This window comes from Actinacidiphila sp. bgisy144, assembly GCF_057708105.1.
In genome coordinates this window covers 14,695-30,626 of sequence record NZ_JBYIRM010000039.1, presented here as the reverse complement: position 1 = coordinate 30,626, position 15,932 = coordinate 14,695, and the positions used below count along the sequence as shown (strand labels likewise).

Here is a 15,932-nt window from a genome sequence, read left to right as displayed (position 1 = left end):
GTGGGCGCGGCGGTGGGCCCGGTCGAGGTCGCCCTCGGCCCGAGCCTACCGGGGTGCCCCCGGCGGCCCGGGGGCGCTCCCCCGCATACGGACCCGCGGCGCAGGCCGTGACCTGCGCCGCAGGCCGCGGCCCCAGGCCGTGTCTGACACAACCGCCTGGCCGACGGGGGCCGGCACGCACGCTCTGCCCCGGCCTTCGGCGGGAGGCGCCCCCGGCGTTGCCGGTCGTGGGCGCGGCCCGCTGCGCTCTGTTCCCCGGAGCTTCGCCGGGGAACGACCCATCCTCCGCCGTGCGATCGCGGGGCACCTCCCCTGCCGAAGGCCATGGGGGCGCGCCGGCCCCGGTCAGCCCCCCGCCCCTTCGGGCGGGACGACGCTATGTGTCGGACACGGCCTAGCTTCTTCGCACCGACGTCGACTCGCGGACGATCAGCCGGTAGCCGGGGAGGATACGGCGGGGGCTGGGGGGTTCGGTGCCGCCGGCGATCGTGATCCGCTCCACCAGGCAGTCCACCGCCAGTTGGGCCAGCGCGGCCTTGTCCGGGGCGACCGTGGTCAGCGAGACCATGCCGAAGCGGCTCTCCTCGATGTCGTCGAAGCCCACCACGGCGATGTCCTCGGGCACCCGCAGGCCGCGTTCGACCAGGGTGCGCATCGCGCCGAGCGCGATCAGGTCGTTGTAGGCGAACACCGCGTCGGGCCGGTCCTCGCGGTCCAGCAGCGCGGCCATCGCCGCGGCGCCGTCGGCCCGGTCGTACCCCTCGGTGGCCGCGACCATCGACTCGTCGGGGGCGAGCCCCGCGCCGGTGATCGCCTCCCGCCAGCCGCGCAGCCGCAGGTGGGCCGGCTGCCGCGCGCTCTCCCGGCGGGCGCCGAGGAACGCGATCCGGCGCCGGCCGATGTCCAGCAGGTGCCGCACCGCGCTGCGGGCCGCCCCCACGTTGTCGATCATGATGTGGTCGTACGGGGCGTCGTACTCCCGCTCGCCGAGCAGCACCATCGGCGGGCCCTCCGGGCGGGAGAGCAGGTCCTCGCTCTCCAGCCGGATCGGGCTGAGGATCAGCCCGTCGATGACGTGCGAGCGGAACCCCTGCGAGACCAGCACCTCCTTCTCGCGCAGCCCGGCGGTGTGGTCGAGCAGCACCGTCAGCTCGTGCCGGGCCGCCGCGTCGATCACCGCGCCGGCCACCTCCGCGAAGTAGGGGTTGCCGAGTTCGGGCACCGCCAGCGTGATGATGCCGGTGCGGCCCTTGCGCAGGTGGCGGGCGGTGAGGTTGGGCCGGTAGCCGAGTTCGTCGATCGCCTGCTGGACCCGCCGTCTGGTGCCGGGCGTGACGTGGGGGTAGTCGTTCACCACGTTGGAGACTGTCTTCACGGACACGCCGGCGCGCAGCGCGACATCCTTCAGGCTGACGCCCACGGAAATCCTCTCTCGGTCGGACCGGTTGCGTCGCGGTCCGGCTCGGGTCGGTGCCGGCCCCCGGTCCGCGGTGGTGCCGCCCCGCTGCGGCGCGGCGGCATCACTCCAGTTGCTGGGTCCGGCTCAGCAGTGTCTGTAGCAGTACCACGACGGCCAGGAAGCCGCCGTTGACGGTGTCGGTGAAGGCCGATCCGTACTGCGAGAAATAGTGGTCGATCAGATTGTGGATCACCGCCAGCAGCAGCACGCCGCTGACCGTGCCGCCGACCGAGCCGGCGCCGCCGGTGAGCAGGGTGCCGCCGATCACCACCGAGGCGATGGCGGTCAGTTCGTAGCCGACGCCGATGGTGGTCACGCCCGAGCCGAGCCGGGCGCCGCCCAGCGCGCCCGCGCCCGCCGCCAGGGTGCCGGACAGCAGGTAGACCAGCACCTTCGCCCGGGCGACCGGCAGGCCCATCAGCCGCGCCGCGTGTTCGTTGCCGCCCAGCGCGGTGAGGGTGGCGCCGAACCGGGTGCGGGTCAGCAGCACCGCGCCGAGCGCGAAGAGCGCCGCCACGATCAGCACCGGGGTCCAGGTGCCCGCGCCCAGGTGCCGGAACCAGGAGTGGGCCGGCACCAGGTAGGTGGTGGCGCCCTCGTTGGTGACCGCCTGCAACAGCCCGCGCAGGCCCAGCAGTCCGACGAGCGAGACGATGAACGGCGCCATCCGCGCGTACGCGATCAGCAGCCCCTGCACCGTGCCCCAGACCGCGCCGACCGCCAGCGGCAGCAGGATCGCCAGCCAGGTGCCGTGCCGTGAACCGTAGGCGCCGAGCACCCCGCCGAGCGCGAACATCGAGCCGACCGACAGGTCGATGCCGCCGGTGATGATGACGAACGTCATGCCGAGCGCCAGCAGCCACACGAAGGCGTTGTTGCCGAGGATGCTGCTGATGTTGTTCCAGGTCGGAAAGGTCGAGGAGGTCGCCGAGGCGATGACGACCACCAGGACCAGCACGGCCAGCGCGCCGTGCCGCTGCACCTGGGAGGCGATCCGCTCGCGGACCGGGACCCGCGCGGCCGGCCCGTCGTCGGGCACGGCGGGCGGCGGCGGCACCGCGGACGGCTGGAGGGCGGTGGAAGTCATCGGGTCCCTCGCTCCTGGGAGGCGTACACCGCGAAGCAGATGATCGCGGCCTCGACGATCTGGGTGTAGGAGGTGTGCACGTTGTGCTGGGTGAGCACCGCGGTGATCAGCTGCATGAACAGCGCGCCGGCGACGGTGCCCAGCACCCGCACCCGGCCGCCGGACAGCGGGGTGCCGCCGACCACGACCGCGGTGATGGCGTCCAGTTCCATGTTCAGGCCCTGGTTGGCCGGGTCGGCCTCCGCGCCGTGGCCGACGATCAGCACGCCCGCGAGCGCGGCGAGCACACCCGACAGGATGTAGACGGTGATCAGCACCCGGCGTACCGGCAGTCCGGACAGCCGGCTCGCCTGCCGGTTGTCGCCGATGGCGACGAGCTGCCGGCCGAAGGTGGTGCGCCGCACCAGCAGCCCGGTCAGCAGCGCGCACACCCCGGCGATCCAGGCCATCTCGGGGACCCCGCCGACGGTGCGCGAGCCGAGGTCGACCAGCCCGGACTGGGTGATCGGCTTGGCCGAGTTGCCGTTGACGATCTCGGCCAGGCCGCGGACGCCGATCATCAGCGACAGCGTCGCCACGATCGGCTGGACCCGGGCGAAGGCGACCATGGCGCCGCCGAGCGCGCCGGTGGCCGCGCCCAGCAGCAGCGCGACCGCGAGCGCGGCGAACAGGCCGTACCCGGCGTACAGCGGCACCACGGAGGCGGCCAGCGCGATCGTGGCGCCCACCGACAGGTCGATGCCCTCGGTGCCGATCACCAGGGACATGCCGAGCGCGACCAGCAGGGTCGGGGCGACCTGGTACAGCTGCACCCGGATGTTGCTGGTGGACAGGAAGTTCCCGTCCAGGCCCACCGCGACGGCGAAGAGGACGACCAGCGCGGCGTACACGCCGTACTGCTGGAGCAGCCGCAGCAGGCGGCCCCGGTCCAGGGCCGCGCCCGGCCAGGTCAGGGAGGTCATGCGGGGGTCTCCTTCGGTGCGGCGGGCGGGGCCTGCTCCGGCGCGGTGGCGAGCGCGTCCAGCAGGCCGTCCTCGGTGACGTCGTCCCCGGACAGGTGCCCGACGACGCGGCCGTCCTTGAGGATCACCACCCGGTCCGAGCCCTCGATCAGCTCCTCCAGGTCGGAGGAGATCAGCAGCACGCCCAGCCCGTCGCGGGCGAGTTCGTCGATCAGGCCCTGCACCTCGGCCTTGGCGCCGACGTCGATGCCGCGGGTCGGCTCGTCCAGCAGCAGCACCTTCGGGTTCAGGCACAGCCAGCGGGCCAGCAATACCTTCTGCTGGTTGCCGCCGGACAGGTCGCCGACCTTCTGGTCCGGGCCGGACGCCTTGATCCGCAGCCGCTCCATGAAGAACGTGACGATCTCGTCCTGCTTGGCCTGCGAGACCAGCCCCGCCCGGGACAGCCGCGGCAGCGCGGCGAGCGAGATGTTCTCCCGCACCGACAGGTTCGGGATCACCCCCTCCGCCTTGCGGTCCTCCGGCAGCATCACCACGCCCGCGCGGATCGCGGCGGCCGGGCTGCGCCGGTGCATCGCGCTGCCCTCGACCTCGACGGTGCCCTCCTCGGTGGCCAGCGCCCCGATGACCGCCTTGGCGGTCTCGCTGCGGCCGGCGCCCAACAGCCCGCCGAGGCCGACGACTTCACCGGGGTGCACATCCAGCGAGACACCGTGCAGTTTGTGGCGGACCGTCAGATCCCTTGCGCGCAGCAGGGGTTGGCCGTCCTGGCGCTCGTGTCCGTCGGAGTCGAAGGCGGTGGTGCCCTTGTCGCGGACCGCGGACATCTCCCGGCCGAGCATCAGCGACACCAGCTTCAGGCGCTCCAGGCCCGCGATCGGGCCGGTGTGGACCACGCGGCCGTCGCGCATGACGGTGACCTGGTCGCACACCGCGTACAGCTCGTCGAGCCGGTGGCTGACGTACACCACCGCGATGCCCTGCTCCTTCAGGCCGCGGATCACCGAGAAGAGGGTCTCGACCTCCTTCGGCTCCAGCGACGAGGTCGGCTCGTCCATGATCACCACGCGGGCGTCGATCTGTACCGCCCGGGCCAGCGCCACCATCTGCTGGGCGCCCAGGCCCAGGGTGCGCAGCGGCCGGGTGACGTCGACCCGCACCCCGAAGCGGCCCAGCTCCCGCGCCGCCTCGCGGTTCATCCGGCCGTGGTCGACCAGCCCGAAGCGGCGCGGCTCGCGGCCGAGGAAGAGGTTGCGCGCCACCGACATCAGCGGGACGAGGTTGACCTCCTGGTAGATGGTGGAGATGCCGGCCGCCTGGGCCTCCAGCGGGTTGCGGAAGTCCCGCTCCCGGCCGGCGAGGCGTACGGTGCCGGCGTCGGGGCGGTGCACGCCGGTCATCACCTTGATGAGGGTGGACTTGCCCGCGCCGTTCTCGCCGATCAGGGCGTGCACCTCGGCGGGCCGCAGCGTGAAGTCCACCTCGCGCAGGGCGTGGACGCCCGCGAAGCTCTTGTCGACCCCGGCCACCTCCAGGATGGCGGCGCTGCGGGGGTCCGGGTCCTGCTGGACCAACGTCTTCCTCCTCGTGGGGAGTTGTGCGCAACGGCTGGGCGTGGGGGCGGGACGCGGCGGGGCCGGGCCACAAGCAGGCCCTGGCCCGGACCCGGCCGGACCGCGCGGGGCGTCAGTACACCAGGCCCTGGGCGAGCGCCTGCTTGGCGTTGTCCGAGGTGAAGTGGCCGTCCTTGATGATGACGTCGGCCGACACGCCGGCGGTGCCGTAGAAGTTCTCCAGCGACGAGATGGCCAGCGGGCCGAACCGCGGGTTGGTCTCGATGTCCGCGACCAGCGCGCCGGACGCGACGTCCTGGACGGCCTGCTGGGTGCCGTCGATGGAGACGACCTTGATGTCCTTGCCCGGGGTCTTGCCGGCGGACTTGATCGCCTGGAGCGCGCCGAGCGCCATCTCGTCGTTCTCCGCGTAGACCGCGTTGATGTCGGAGTGCGCCTGGAGCAGCTGCTCCATCACCTTCTGGCCGTCGGTCTGCGTGAAGTTGGCGGTCTGCGAGGCGACCACCTTGATGTTCGGGTACTTCTTCTTGACCTCGTCGTTGAAGCCCTTGGTGCGGTCGGTGGAGACGTTGTTGCCCGGGGTGCCGGTGAGGACCGCGACGTGGGCGGTGCCGCCGGTCGCCGTGCCGAGGTCATCGGCGGCGATCTGGGCCTGCCCGTAGAAGTCCGAGCCGATGAAGGAGATGAAGTCGCCGCAGGCGGTGCCGGTGACGGTGCGGTCGATGGTGAGCACCGGGATCTTCTTCGACTTCGCCTTGGCCAGCGCCGGGCCGAGCCCGTCGGAGTTCTCCGGCGCCACGATCAGCACCTTGGCGCCCTGCGCGATCATGTCCTCGATCTGCGAGTTCTGCGCGTTGACGTCCGCGTTGGCGTTCCGCTCGATCAGCTTGACGCCCTTGGCCTTCGCCTCGGCCTCGATGCTCTTGGTCTCGGTGGCGCGGAACGGGTTGCTGGTCGACTCGGACTGGGAGAACCCGACGATCGTCTTGCCGTCGGTGATGTCCAGCTTCGGCACCCCGCCGCCGTAGGTCTGGTAGGTGCAGGCGGTACCGCCGGAGGCGGTGGGGGAGTCGGTCTGCTGGGCGGCCGCGGTGTTGCCCGAGGCCGCGGCCTTGTCCGAACCGGACGAGTCGTTGCCGGAGTTGGTGCAGGCGCTCGCGGCGAGGCACAGGCCGACGGTGAGCACCGCGGCAGCGGTTCTGGCCCGGAAGGAGACGTTCATGCGCCGATCACATCCTCGTGGATACGGGAAGAAACAGGGGGCGGAGCGCAGAGGTGCAGTGCGGAGCGGGGCGGCACGAAGACGGCCGGAAAGCCCGTCCTTTACAACGATGTAGAGGACCCTGCGGGATTGACGACCACGTGTCAAGAGTCCGGTACGATCCCGGCTGAACCGGGGAAACTTCGGTACGCGGGCTGGACATGGCCGCACTGACATGCTGTCATTTCCCTGCTCGGCTTTACATCGTTGTACGCCGTGTGACCCCGCCGTACGCGTCGCCGTGTGCCGCCGAGGCGCGACCCACTGACGGGCGCCGGCGGTGGTGCCTCCACCGCCGGCGCTCCCCCCTCCCGCACCCGGGAGGAACCGCGAACTACACGAAGCGCCACAGGTGGTCGTCGGTACGGCTGTCCTCGAACTGCACCACCCGCGCACTGTCGGAAGTCGACATACCGTCGACGCCCAGCACCAGACCGCTGTTGCCGTTGCGAATCCGGAACCAGCCGTCGCCGTTGTCGAGCAGCTGCCAGTAGTGGTCGGCCGTGCCGTTGTCGTGGTACTGCTGCACCTGCGCGCTGTCAGCGCGCGAGGCGCCCGCGACCGCCAGCAGCAGCCCGCTGTTGCGGTTGGTGATCGTGAAGCGGTTGTCGCCCACCGCGGTGAACCGCCAGTCGTGGTCGGCGGTGCCGTTGTCGGCGAACTGCACGACGTTCGCGCTGTCGGCCGTCGACATGCCGTCGACCCCGAGCACCTTGCCGCTGTTCTTGTTCTGCACCCGGTACCAGGTGCCGCCGTCCACGACGGCCTGACGTGCCGTCACATCCCACTGGAGGATGCCCGCCGACACCCCGGCGGCCAGCTGCGCCACCACCCGCACCGCCGTGGTGCGCACCGGCGTGAACGCCACCGGGTTGAAGGCGTCGACCGCCGTGCCGTACGCGCCCGCGCCGGACACCGGCTGCCAGGACCCGTCCGCCGCCTGGTACTCCACATGCCAGGACGCCGGCACCCGGCACTGGCCGTGCCCGGTGTCGTCGTACCAGTACACCGACGCGCCCGAGACCGTCACCGGAGCGGAGTAGCTGTACTGCACCCACTCGCTGCTGCCGGTGTGGTCCCACCAGGTGAAGCGCGGGTGCGACTGGTCATAGGAACTGCTCGGCGTGTACGCGCTGTTGAGGGCGTTCACGGTGTCGCCCGACCAGCACCAGGAGGCCGACGGCGTGGCCGGCAGCTGCCACTCCCGGCCGCCCGCGCCGATCGTCGGGAAGGAGGTGATCCGCAGCGCGGCCGCGCCCATCGGGATCAGCGTCACCGTGGTGGCCGGCTCCGCGGACGCCACGGGGCTGGGCTGGAGCGTGGTCACCACGTCCTGCTGGTCCGCGAGCCAGTTGGGGATCGGCCGGGCCTGCGCGGTCATCGCCACCGGCGTGCCCTGCGGGGTGAACGGGTTGCCGCTCGCCCCGGTCGCCGTCGCCGTGAAGGTCCCCGGCACCAGGCCGTAGTTCCACGCGGACGTCGGGAACACCTCGTACTCCGCCCAGTGCGAGGACGCGTCATTGGTGCGCAGGAAGTTCTGCCCGATCTCCAGCGCGTACGTCAGCGGGCCGCGCCGCACCGACAGCGAGTCGTGGTTCTGCGCCCAGGTGGTGGTGGCGACCTCCATCGGGAAGGACACCGCGACGGTGTCCCCGTTCTTCCAGGTGCGGTCCACCGCCACGAAGCCCGCGCCGCCCGACGCGCTCACCGCGGCCCCGTTGACCTTCACCGACGGCTTGGCACACCACGACGGCACCCGCAGATACAGCGGGAAGGCCACGCTGCCCGTCATCGACAGCGCCAGCGACACGCTGTCGGTGAACGGGTAGTTCGTGCTCTGGGCGACCGTCACCTGCGCCGCCTGGGCACCGACCTTCGCCGTCACCTTCGTCGGCGCGTACAGCACCGCCGCCAGGCCGTTGTCCGCCGTCGCCAGCCACGCGTTCTCCGTGAAGTACGCCCAGCCCTGCCCGTAGTTGTGCGGGCAGCAGCGGTACTTGTCCACGCCCAGCAGATACGCCTGCATCGAGAAGGTGTTGTCGAACTGGTGCAGCGTCTTGTCGTAGTCGTCCAACTGCACCTGGTTGGCGGCCGTCGCGTAGTGCAGCGAGGTGTGGTTCGGCTCCATCGCGGCCGGCAGCGAGTTGAACGCCAGCGTCTCGGTGCCGTCCGCCCAGCTCGGGTCGCCGGTCATCCGCACCATCGACTCGAAGCTCTGCATGTACTCCACGATCCCGCAGGTCTCGAAGCCCTGCCGCGGATCGCCGTACCCGGGCCGGGCGTTCTCGTCCCCGGCGAACCCGCCGCCGCTGAACTGCCCGTAGGTGCCCTGGATCGTCGCGTAGTCCTGGTACGACGCCTGCGTCAGCGACGCGTCCCCGCGCAGCGCCGCGAACGCCGGCTCGGTGAAGCCCTGCGCCAGGTTCACGTTGTGCAGCGACGGCAGGTTGTCGACGTAGTTCGCGCTGTACTGGTGGATCTTGTCCGCCAGCCCCAGCAGCGCGCTGTCCCCGGTCCGGGCGAACAGCCAGTGCAGCGAGTGCAGCGTCGTCGCCCACCGCACCGAACCCCAGCTCTGGTTGAACGCCGAGGCGCCGAACGTGTTCTGGTAGTGGAAGAACTTCGTCAGGAACGGCACGATCCGGCTGTCCCCGGTGTACTCCTGGTAGGTGCACAGCGCCTGGAGCATCGGCATGAACGGCCAGAAGTCCGGGCCGCCGCCCAGCGACGTGCGCAGACTCGTCGGCCCGAAGAAGCCGTCGGACTGCCCCGTCGCCAGCACGCCGTTCACCCAGGTGTCCGCCTTCGCCCGCAGCGCGGCATCCCCGGTCACCCCGGCCAGCGCGGTCAACCCCCGCACCCAGTACGGCACTTCCTCCCAGCCGACCTGGTCCGGGTGGAACCAGCCGGTGGTCGAGGTGTCCAGGAAGTGCGACACCTCGTCATAGCGCCCGGCGATCCCGTCCGCCTCCAGGGCGAGTTGCTGCGCCAGCCAGCCCGACGCGGTGACACTCCCGGTCGGCAGCTTCAGGAACGGGGTGCGGGTCAGCCCGGCCGGATACGGGTGGTACAGCCCGCCGCCGGAGGTGTCACCGACCAGCACCACCCCCGGCCCGCCCCCCGACGCCCCCCACGAGGAGGTGACCATACGGCCGGCGAAGGCCACACTGCCGAGGGCGACGGCGCCGCCGCGAAGGAAGGTACGACGATCCATGGACATGCTCCCTGATCGTGGGAAGTGGGGGGTGGGTTGCGCGCGGCGCGGCCTCAGATCATGCGCCACAGGTGGTCGGTCGTCCCGTTGTCGTTCCACTGCGTGACCTGCGCGCTGTCCGCGGTCGACGCGCCGTCCACGGCGAGCAGCTTCCCCGACCGCACATTGACGATCTTCGACCAGCCGTCCCCGTTGTCGACGAACCGCCAGACGTGGTCCGGTGTGCCGTTGTCCTGGTACTGCTGCACATGCGCGCCGTCGTCCAGGCTCTGGTCGTGCACCGCCAGCACCTTCCCGCTGTTGCGGTTCACGATCCGCACCGTGCCGTCGCCGTTGTCCAGCAGCGTCCACACATGGTCCGCGGTGCCGTTGTCGGCGTACTGCGTGACCTCCGCCGAGTCCGCCAGCGACATCCCCGAAACCGCCAGCACCTTCCCGGAGTTCCGGTTCTGGATACGGCACCACACCACCACCGAGCCGGCCGGCGCCAGCGCCGGCGCGAACATCCCGCCGACCACCGGCCGGTTCTGGAACCCGCGCTGCGCCGCGCTCGCCACCGTGTACCAGTCGCTGAACGGCACCCGCGTCGGCGTCGCGTTCGCGTACCCGTACACCCCGTTGACCAGCGCGTCGCGCACCGTGCCGTGATCGGCGAGCCAGGCCGCCGTCCACAGCTCCCAGTCCGCCTTGGTGTAGTCGTTGCGCGGGTCGAGCACCACCCCGTACGTACCGGTGTGCGCCCCGTACCAGGACGCCTCCATCGCCGCGGTGCCGACCGGCACCAGGTCCAGGCCGAGCAGCCGGTCCGCGAAGCCGTTGTACTTCAGGCTCCAGGTGCCGTCCTGGTCGTAGGCGAGCTTCAGGTGCGCGCCCGAGGAGTCCGCCGCGAGCGTCGTCCACTGGCTGACGTAGCTGCGCGAGAGCGTCGCGTACCGCGCCGCATCCGAGCTGTTGCCCGTCGCCCGCGCCACCACGCCCATCGCGCCGATCCCGATGATGCCCTTGAGCGCGAGGTTCGCACTGTGCGCGATGAAGCCGGTGAAGTCGTCCGTCTGGTTCTGGTAGCCCGGGTCCAGCGCGTTGGACACCAGGTACTCCGCCCACTGCCGCAGGATCGGGTAGTGCGCGGCGGCGAACGCCGCCCCGTCCGCCGCGGGCAGCCGCTGGACCACCGCCGCCGCCATGATCAGCAGGTCCGCCGACTCCTCGACCGGCATGTCCTCCTCGTTGCCGTCGTTGTGCCCGGCGGCGTTCGGATACGACGAACCGATGTCGTGCTCGGCGAAGTCCTTCGGCCAGCCGCCGTGCTCCGCGTAGTCCAGCACCGGCTCCAGCAGCAACCGCAGATACGCCGGCGACAGGTACAGGTACCCCGGGAACGCCGGATACGTCACATCGATCGTCGACATGTTCCCGTCGGAGGAGATCTCCTTCAAAAAGGCCCACGGGCTGCCGCCGCGGTCGGCCAACTCCGTACCGCCCACCGCCTGCCGCACCGCCAGCGCGCACACCGCCGCGTAGTGGTCGCCCGTGGTGCCGCCGCCCACCGCCGCGACCGCGTCGTCATGGACGCGCTGCTCCAGCGCCGTCGCCGCCGACAGCGCCGCCGATCGGTCCGCGTCGAACCACTGGAGCATGTCCGTCCACGACGACCAGTAGTGCGTCCACCACGGCTGCAACTGCGTACCCAGGTAACTCACTGCGGGCGTACGGACATGCCCCAGCGACACCGTGAACTCCGCCGACGGCGTACCGGCGTTCACCGTGCCGAAGTCCCGGTTGAGGCCGAGCACCGGCCACCTGTCGCTGATCGCCCGCGGCTGCGCGGAGTCCACCGTCCCGGCCAGCCTGCCGCTGCCCGCCGACGCGGCCCGCACCACCGTGTCCTGCCCGATCTGCCAGGTCAGCCCGGACCCGCTCGGCGCGGCGAACACCAACCGCCCCCACGACGCCTGGTCGCCGCTCTCCTGGAGCACCCCCGGGCTCGCCGGCTGCGCGGTCAGCACCGTCAGCGAACCGGCCTGCTGCTGCGCCCACGTGATCTGCGCCGAGGTGTCGCCGTGCACCCACTCGCCCGACACGTCCAGGTGCACGTCCACCGCGTGCGCCTGCCCGTCGCTGCTCTCGGCCTGCACGGTCACGTACGACAGCGGCACCGACTGGCGCTGGAGGTCGTCGAGGTCGACCGGCGAGAAGAAGGTGACGGTCAGCGTCACCCCGCCCCCGCTGAGCCGGTAGATCGAGCGGGTGGCGGTCAGTTGGAGCGAGACCTGCTGCATCGTGGTGAGCGCCGGGCCGCCCGGCAGGTTCGGCGCCCCGGCGAAGAGGTAGGCGGTGCCGTCGATCCGGGCGAGTCCGCACAGCGCGGTGACGTGGCCGTTCCAGAAGCTCGACCAGGTCCCGGCGAGGTTGTCGGCGGCCACCCAGGTGGACAGGTACGGCGAGCGGACCGCGAGCGGCACCGCGGGCGGCCGCAGCGGTGCGAACGTGGAGGCGGCCGCGGGGGACGCGGCACTTGTGGCGTCCGCGGCGGAAACGGGTAGGCCCGCGGGGGACGCGGCGGCGGCCGGGCCGGCCGTGAACCACCCGCCGGTGGCGGCGGCCGCGGTCAGCGCACCGGTCCACTTCAGCAGGTCGCGGCGGCCGGGGCGGGGGGAGCGGGTCTCGTCGGAAGTCACGGTGATCCGTTTCTGCGGCAGGGGCGCGGAGATGGGGGGACGGACGGGCACGTGGTGGTGCGGCGTGACGCGGGAGTCGAGCAGGGCGGGGCAGTGCGAGGCCGGACGGTGGGGCAGGGCGGGACAGGCGGGGCAGAGGCACGCGGGGAGGTGGGGCGCGGGCCGTGGGGGAGCGCTGTCGTGCTGTTCCAACGTTGCAAAGAATGACGCCAACCGGCATGACAGCACTTGGCGTTGGGCGTGTCCATACCCCGGGCAGAAGTGGGTGCGGGGGCGGGAGGGGTGAGCTGGCGTCCCTGGCGTCCCTGGCGTCCGGCCGCAGGCCCGCGACGTGCGGCGGGACCGGGTCCCGGCGGGCCGCGGGGGCTTTACAACGTAAGTAAAAACGTGGTCGTGGTGGGTCTCGCGGGTGTGACGGGGCCCCGGGGGCGGGGCGGGGTCCGGCCGTGGCGGGGCCGTGATGGGGAGGTGGCGGGGCCGTGGTGGCGAACGGGCCGTAGGCGGAGGGTGTCGAGGGGTATCCATCGGCGGTCGGATCGGCGTATAGTCTGACAACGTTGTCACCTTGTGGCGGCGGAGCAGCGCTTTCGGGCTGCTCGCCGCCCCCACGACCCGTGGGCGGGGCCGATGTCAGGCGGCTCCGCCCACGCGCTTGGCTCCGCTAGGCGGGCCGACCGTGTGCGGGCTCAACCGTCCCGGCGGGCCGGTGGGGTTGGTGAGGTTGGTGGGGTTGCCGCGGGTGGTGCCGGGGGCGCGGTCAGCGAGGCGATGCACCTGGTGAGCAGGCGCCGCATCTGATCCTGTTCGCCGGTGTCGAGGTCGGCCAGCATGGCCCGTTCGACCCGGCGTACCGCGGCGCTGGCCGTCTCGAGCTGACGGCGCCCGTCGGCGGTCAGTTCGGTGGGCAGCGCCCTGCCCACGGGCGCCTTGGCGGCGCGGGTGACGAGTCCCTGGCGTTCGAGGGACTTCAGGAGCACGTTCATCGACTGCCGGGTGACGAAAGTGCCGCGGGCCAGCTCGGAGTTGGACAGACCCGGGCGCTGGGAGAGCAGCTCCAGGCACGAGTAGTGCGTGATCGTCATGCCGAGCGGGCTCAGCACGGCCTCCATGGCGGAGTGCAGGGCGCTGGAGGCCGCTTTCAGCATGTACCCCAGCGACGTGTCCAGCTCGATTCCGGGCTCGCCTTGACTCATGTCAGCAGTCTGACATACGTTGGGTATGTCAGAAGCCTGACATTGCTTTGAGGAGGTAAGGACCATGGCGGTCACCGGACCCGACTTCGTTTCCCTGCAGGTGCGCGACCTGGAGCGCTCCGCCGACTTCTACGAGCGGTACCTGGGGCTGAAGCGCTCCGCCGCGGGGCCGCCGCACGCGGTCGTCTTCGACACCAAGCCGATCGCGTTCGCGGTCCGCGACGTCGTCGCCGGCGTCGACCTCGACGCGCTCGCGCAGCCGGGCCAGGGCGTGGCGCTGTGGCTGCACGCCCCCGACGCGCAGGACATCCACGACGCGCTCGCCGCGGCCGGTACGACGATCGTCTCGGCCCCCGTCGACGGGCCGTTCGGCCGTACGTTCACCTTCGCCGACCCCGACGGATATCAGGTCACGCTCCACGACCGCGGGTGAACCCGGCGCCCCCGGTCGGTGGGGTGCCGCCGCGCGGTCTTCCGCGGCGGGCCCTACGGTGAGGGCGCCGCCCGCCGCGTACGGGTCCGCCCGGGCGGGCGTCGTCGGGGAGGCCCTACCCGGTGGGGACACCCGGGTTGAACCGCCGCGCGTCGAAGAGGGCGGGGGCGACGAGGCGGGCTCTTTCGCCGAGGTCCCGCGCGGTCGGGTTCCTGGTGTGGGGGCGGATGAGCCGGGCCATTTCCCTGACGTGTTTGTCGACCTGTCCGGACTGGATCGACGGGTAGTCGTCGAGGACCTCGTGCCAGGTGGCGCACGCCTCGTCCAGGTGCCCGAGGGCCAACTGCCGCTCGGCCAGCATCGAGGTGAAGCGCATGCCGCTGCGGTGGGATTCGTTCGTGGGCTCGCGCAGGCGGAAGTGCAGTTGGAGCGATTCGACGCTGCCTGCCACGTCGCCGAGTTCGTACCTGACCTGCGCGGTGTGATAGGCGAGCGTGGCGGCGCTGTAACCGCCGAAGGTCCGGGCCTGACTGTCAGCCCTGCTCATGGAGACCTCGGTCTTCCGGATGCTGCTGAGCGCGTTGTGGCGCTCGCCGGCGTCGGCGTAGGAATGGGCCTGCTGGCCCGACATGAAGGCGGCCATCCTCGGACCGGCCGCGGGTGACGCCTCGCTTGCCGCATCCGCCCACTTCACAGCCGTCGGGCCGTGCCGGAGGTCCACGGACCGCACGGACATGCCGCGCATGATGTGACAGTAGGTCAGGTGGTCATGGCTGGCGCCCGCCAGCTCCAGACCTTTCACGTAGTACTGCTGGGCGATGCCGTGCAGCCCTTCGTCCACGGCCATCCAGCCCGTCAGGTAGCAGAGGAACGAAGCGGCGGACATCATCGCCCTCCGTACGTCTTCGGGCGCGCTCGCCTTCAAGTAGGGGGCGACGACGTTCACCAGGAAGGCCGCAGCCATCGGTCGCGCGTACCGTCCGCCGAACTGGTCGTCCAGATCGGAAAGACGGTCGGTAACGGCGACCACGGAGTCGACTTCGGCCGTTCCGATCCGCTGCGCCCCGCCCGACCGTACGGCCTCCGTCCGGCCGACCACGTCCTGCCAGCCGGGGATGGCGAGGGCCGCGGAGAAGAGCGAGGCTCCGATGACGCTGCGACGCGAGGGGTCCATGGCGGGGCCTCCGGGATGAGCGGGCAATGGGGCGTGGCGGCTACGCGGATATCGTGGTGCGCACCAGACGGCGGCGCGAGGAGGGCGGGATGGGGCCGAAGACGACACGGGTCTACCGGACGCTGCGGGAGCGGATCAGTACCGGCAAGGTGGGGCCAGGCGCCAAGTTGCCGTCCGAACGCGCTCTGGTCGAGGAATTGGACATCGGGCGCACCGCTCTCCGGCAGGTGCTGGCACGCCTGGTGGCGGAAGGCGTACTGGAGGTGCACGGGCGAAGCGCCTACGTCGTTCCGGCTCCGGCGGTGAGTGCGGCCCCGCCGGGGGACCTCGAGCCGTGGAAGGTCCACGGCGCCCGCACGGTGTACGACAACCGGTGGGTCGAACTGTCCCTGGTGGACGTCGAACCGCCCGGCGTCGAGCGCTTCGCGCACCACGTGGTCACGCTGCACCAGGTCGCCGTCGCCGCTGTCCTGGACAGGGAGGACCGTGTCCTCATGCTCTGGCGCTACCGTTTCGTGCCACGGCAGTGGGGGTGGGAGCTGCCGGGAGGGATCGTGGAATCCGGGGAGGGTCCCGAGGAGGCGGCGCTGCGGGAGGTCGAGGAGGAGACCGGCTGGCGACCGGACGAACTGCGGCACGTGGTCACGTTCCAGCCGATGATCGGCATGGTGGACTCGCCTCATGCGGTGTTCGTAGGGCGGGGTGCCCGGCGTACCGGAGAGCCGGCCGACGCCGAGGAAGCAGGGCACGTCGCGTGGGTGCCGCTGTCCGACATCCCGGCGATGATGACGCGTGGCGAGCTCATGGGTTCCGGCACGCTCGTCGCCCTTCTCCACCTGCTGGCCGCACGCGGCGCTTCGTAGGACCGGCGGGCACGGGGCAGGCGTTGGTTCGGCT

Annotated in this window: 11 protein-coding genes; 2 read left to right on the top strand and 9 right to left on the bottom strand. The window is 71.6% G+C overall.

What is annotated here, in order from left to right; translation table 11 throughout:
- Nucleotides 1-394: 394 nt before the first annotated feature.
- The 8 genes from AC3EVP_RS31945 to AC3EVP_RS31910 form a co-directional block, all read right to left on the bottom strand.
- A complete protein-coding gene (locus AC3EVP_RS31945; RefSeq protein ID WP_335983008.1) occupies nt 395-1,420 on the bottom strand; it encodes a LacI family DNA-binding transcriptional regulator in 1,026 nt (341 codons plus the stop codon).
- 100 nt (nt 1,421-1,520) lie between these two features.
- The gene (locus tag AC3EVP_RS31940) at nt 1,521-2,546 is read right to left on the bottom strand and encodes an ABC transporter permease (RefSeq protein ID WP_335983010.1); all 1,026 of its coding nucleotides are present in this window, start codon (nt 2,544-2,546) and stop codon (nt 1,521-1,523) included.
- Nucleotides 2,543-3,508, bottom strand: a complete 966-nt coding sequence (locus AC3EVP_RS31935) for an ABC transporter permease (RefSeq protein WP_335983011.1) — start codon at nt 3,506-3,508, stop codon at nt 2,543-2,545. Before AC3EVP_RS31935 ends, AC3EVP_RS31940 begins: the two co-directional genes overlap by 4 nt.
- Nucleotides 3,505-5,082 carry a sugar ABC transporter ATP-binding protein gene (locus AC3EVP_RS31930; protein WP_435135952.1) on the bottom strand — a complete coding sequence of 526 codons (1,578 nt, stop codon included), beginning with the start codon at nt 5,080-5,082 and terminating at the stop codon, nt 3,505-3,507. The genes AC3EVP_RS31935 and AC3EVP_RS31930 overlap by 4 nt, the downstream gene beginning before the upstream one ends.
- 112 nt (nt 5,083-5,194) lie before the next feature.
- On the bottom strand, nt 5,195-6,304 hold the full coding sequence (locus AC3EVP_RS31925; protein WP_335983015.1) for an ABC transporter substrate-binding protein: 1,110 nt from the start codon (nt 6,302-6,304) through the stop codon (nt 5,195-5,197).
- Between the two features lie 373 nt (nt 6,305-6,677).
- Nucleotides 6,678-9,557, bottom strand: a complete 2,880-nt coding sequence (locus AC3EVP_RS31920) for an RICIN domain-containing protein (protein ID WP_435135950.1) — start codon at nt 9,555-9,557, stop codon at nt 6,678-6,680.
- Nucleotides 9,558-9,610: 53 nt separating this feature from the next.
- Nucleotides 9,611-12,235, bottom strand: a complete 2,625-nt coding sequence (locus AC3EVP_RS31915) for a glutaminase domain-containing protein (RefSeq protein WP_435135948.1) — start codon at nt 12,233-12,235, stop codon at nt 9,611-9,613.
- A 686-nt stretch (nt 12,236-12,921) separates the two neighbouring features.
- Nucleotides 12,922-13,428, bottom strand: a complete 507-nt coding sequence (locus tag AC3EVP_RS31910) for a MarR family winged helix-turn-helix transcriptional regulator (RefSeq protein WP_435135946.1) — start codon at nt 13,426-13,428, stop codon at nt 12,922-12,924.
- A 64-nt stretch (nt 13,429-13,492) separates the two neighbouring features.
- Between AC3EVP_RS31910 and AC3EVP_RS31905 the strand changes: the two genes are divergently transcribed.
- The gene (locus AC3EVP_RS31905) at nt 13,493-13,861 is read left to right on the top strand and encodes a VOC family protein (protein WP_435135944.1); all 369 of its coding nucleotides are present in this window, start codon (nt 13,493-13,495) and stop codon (nt 13,859-13,861) included.
- A gap of 115 nt (nt 13,862-13,976) precedes the next feature.
- Here the strand turns inward: AC3EVP_RS31905 and AC3EVP_RS31900 are convergent, their stop codons facing one another.
- A complete protein-coding gene (locus AC3EVP_RS31900) occupies nt 13,977-15,143 on the bottom strand; it encodes an NsdA family TPR-like regulatory protein (protein WP_488179837.1) in 1,167 nt (388 codons plus the stop codon).
- Between AC3EVP_RS31900 and AC3EVP_RS31895 the strand changes: the two genes are divergently transcribed.
- Nucleotides 15,125-15,898 carry an NUDIX domain-containing protein gene (locus tag AC3EVP_RS31895; RefSeq protein WP_435136027.1) on the top strand — a complete coding sequence of 258 codons (774 nt, stop codon included), beginning with the start codon at nt 15,125-15,127 and terminating at the stop codon, nt 15,896-15,898. The genes AC3EVP_RS31900 and AC3EVP_RS31895 overlap by 19 nt on opposite strands.
- Nucleotides 15,899-15,932 lie beyond the last annotated feature (34 nt).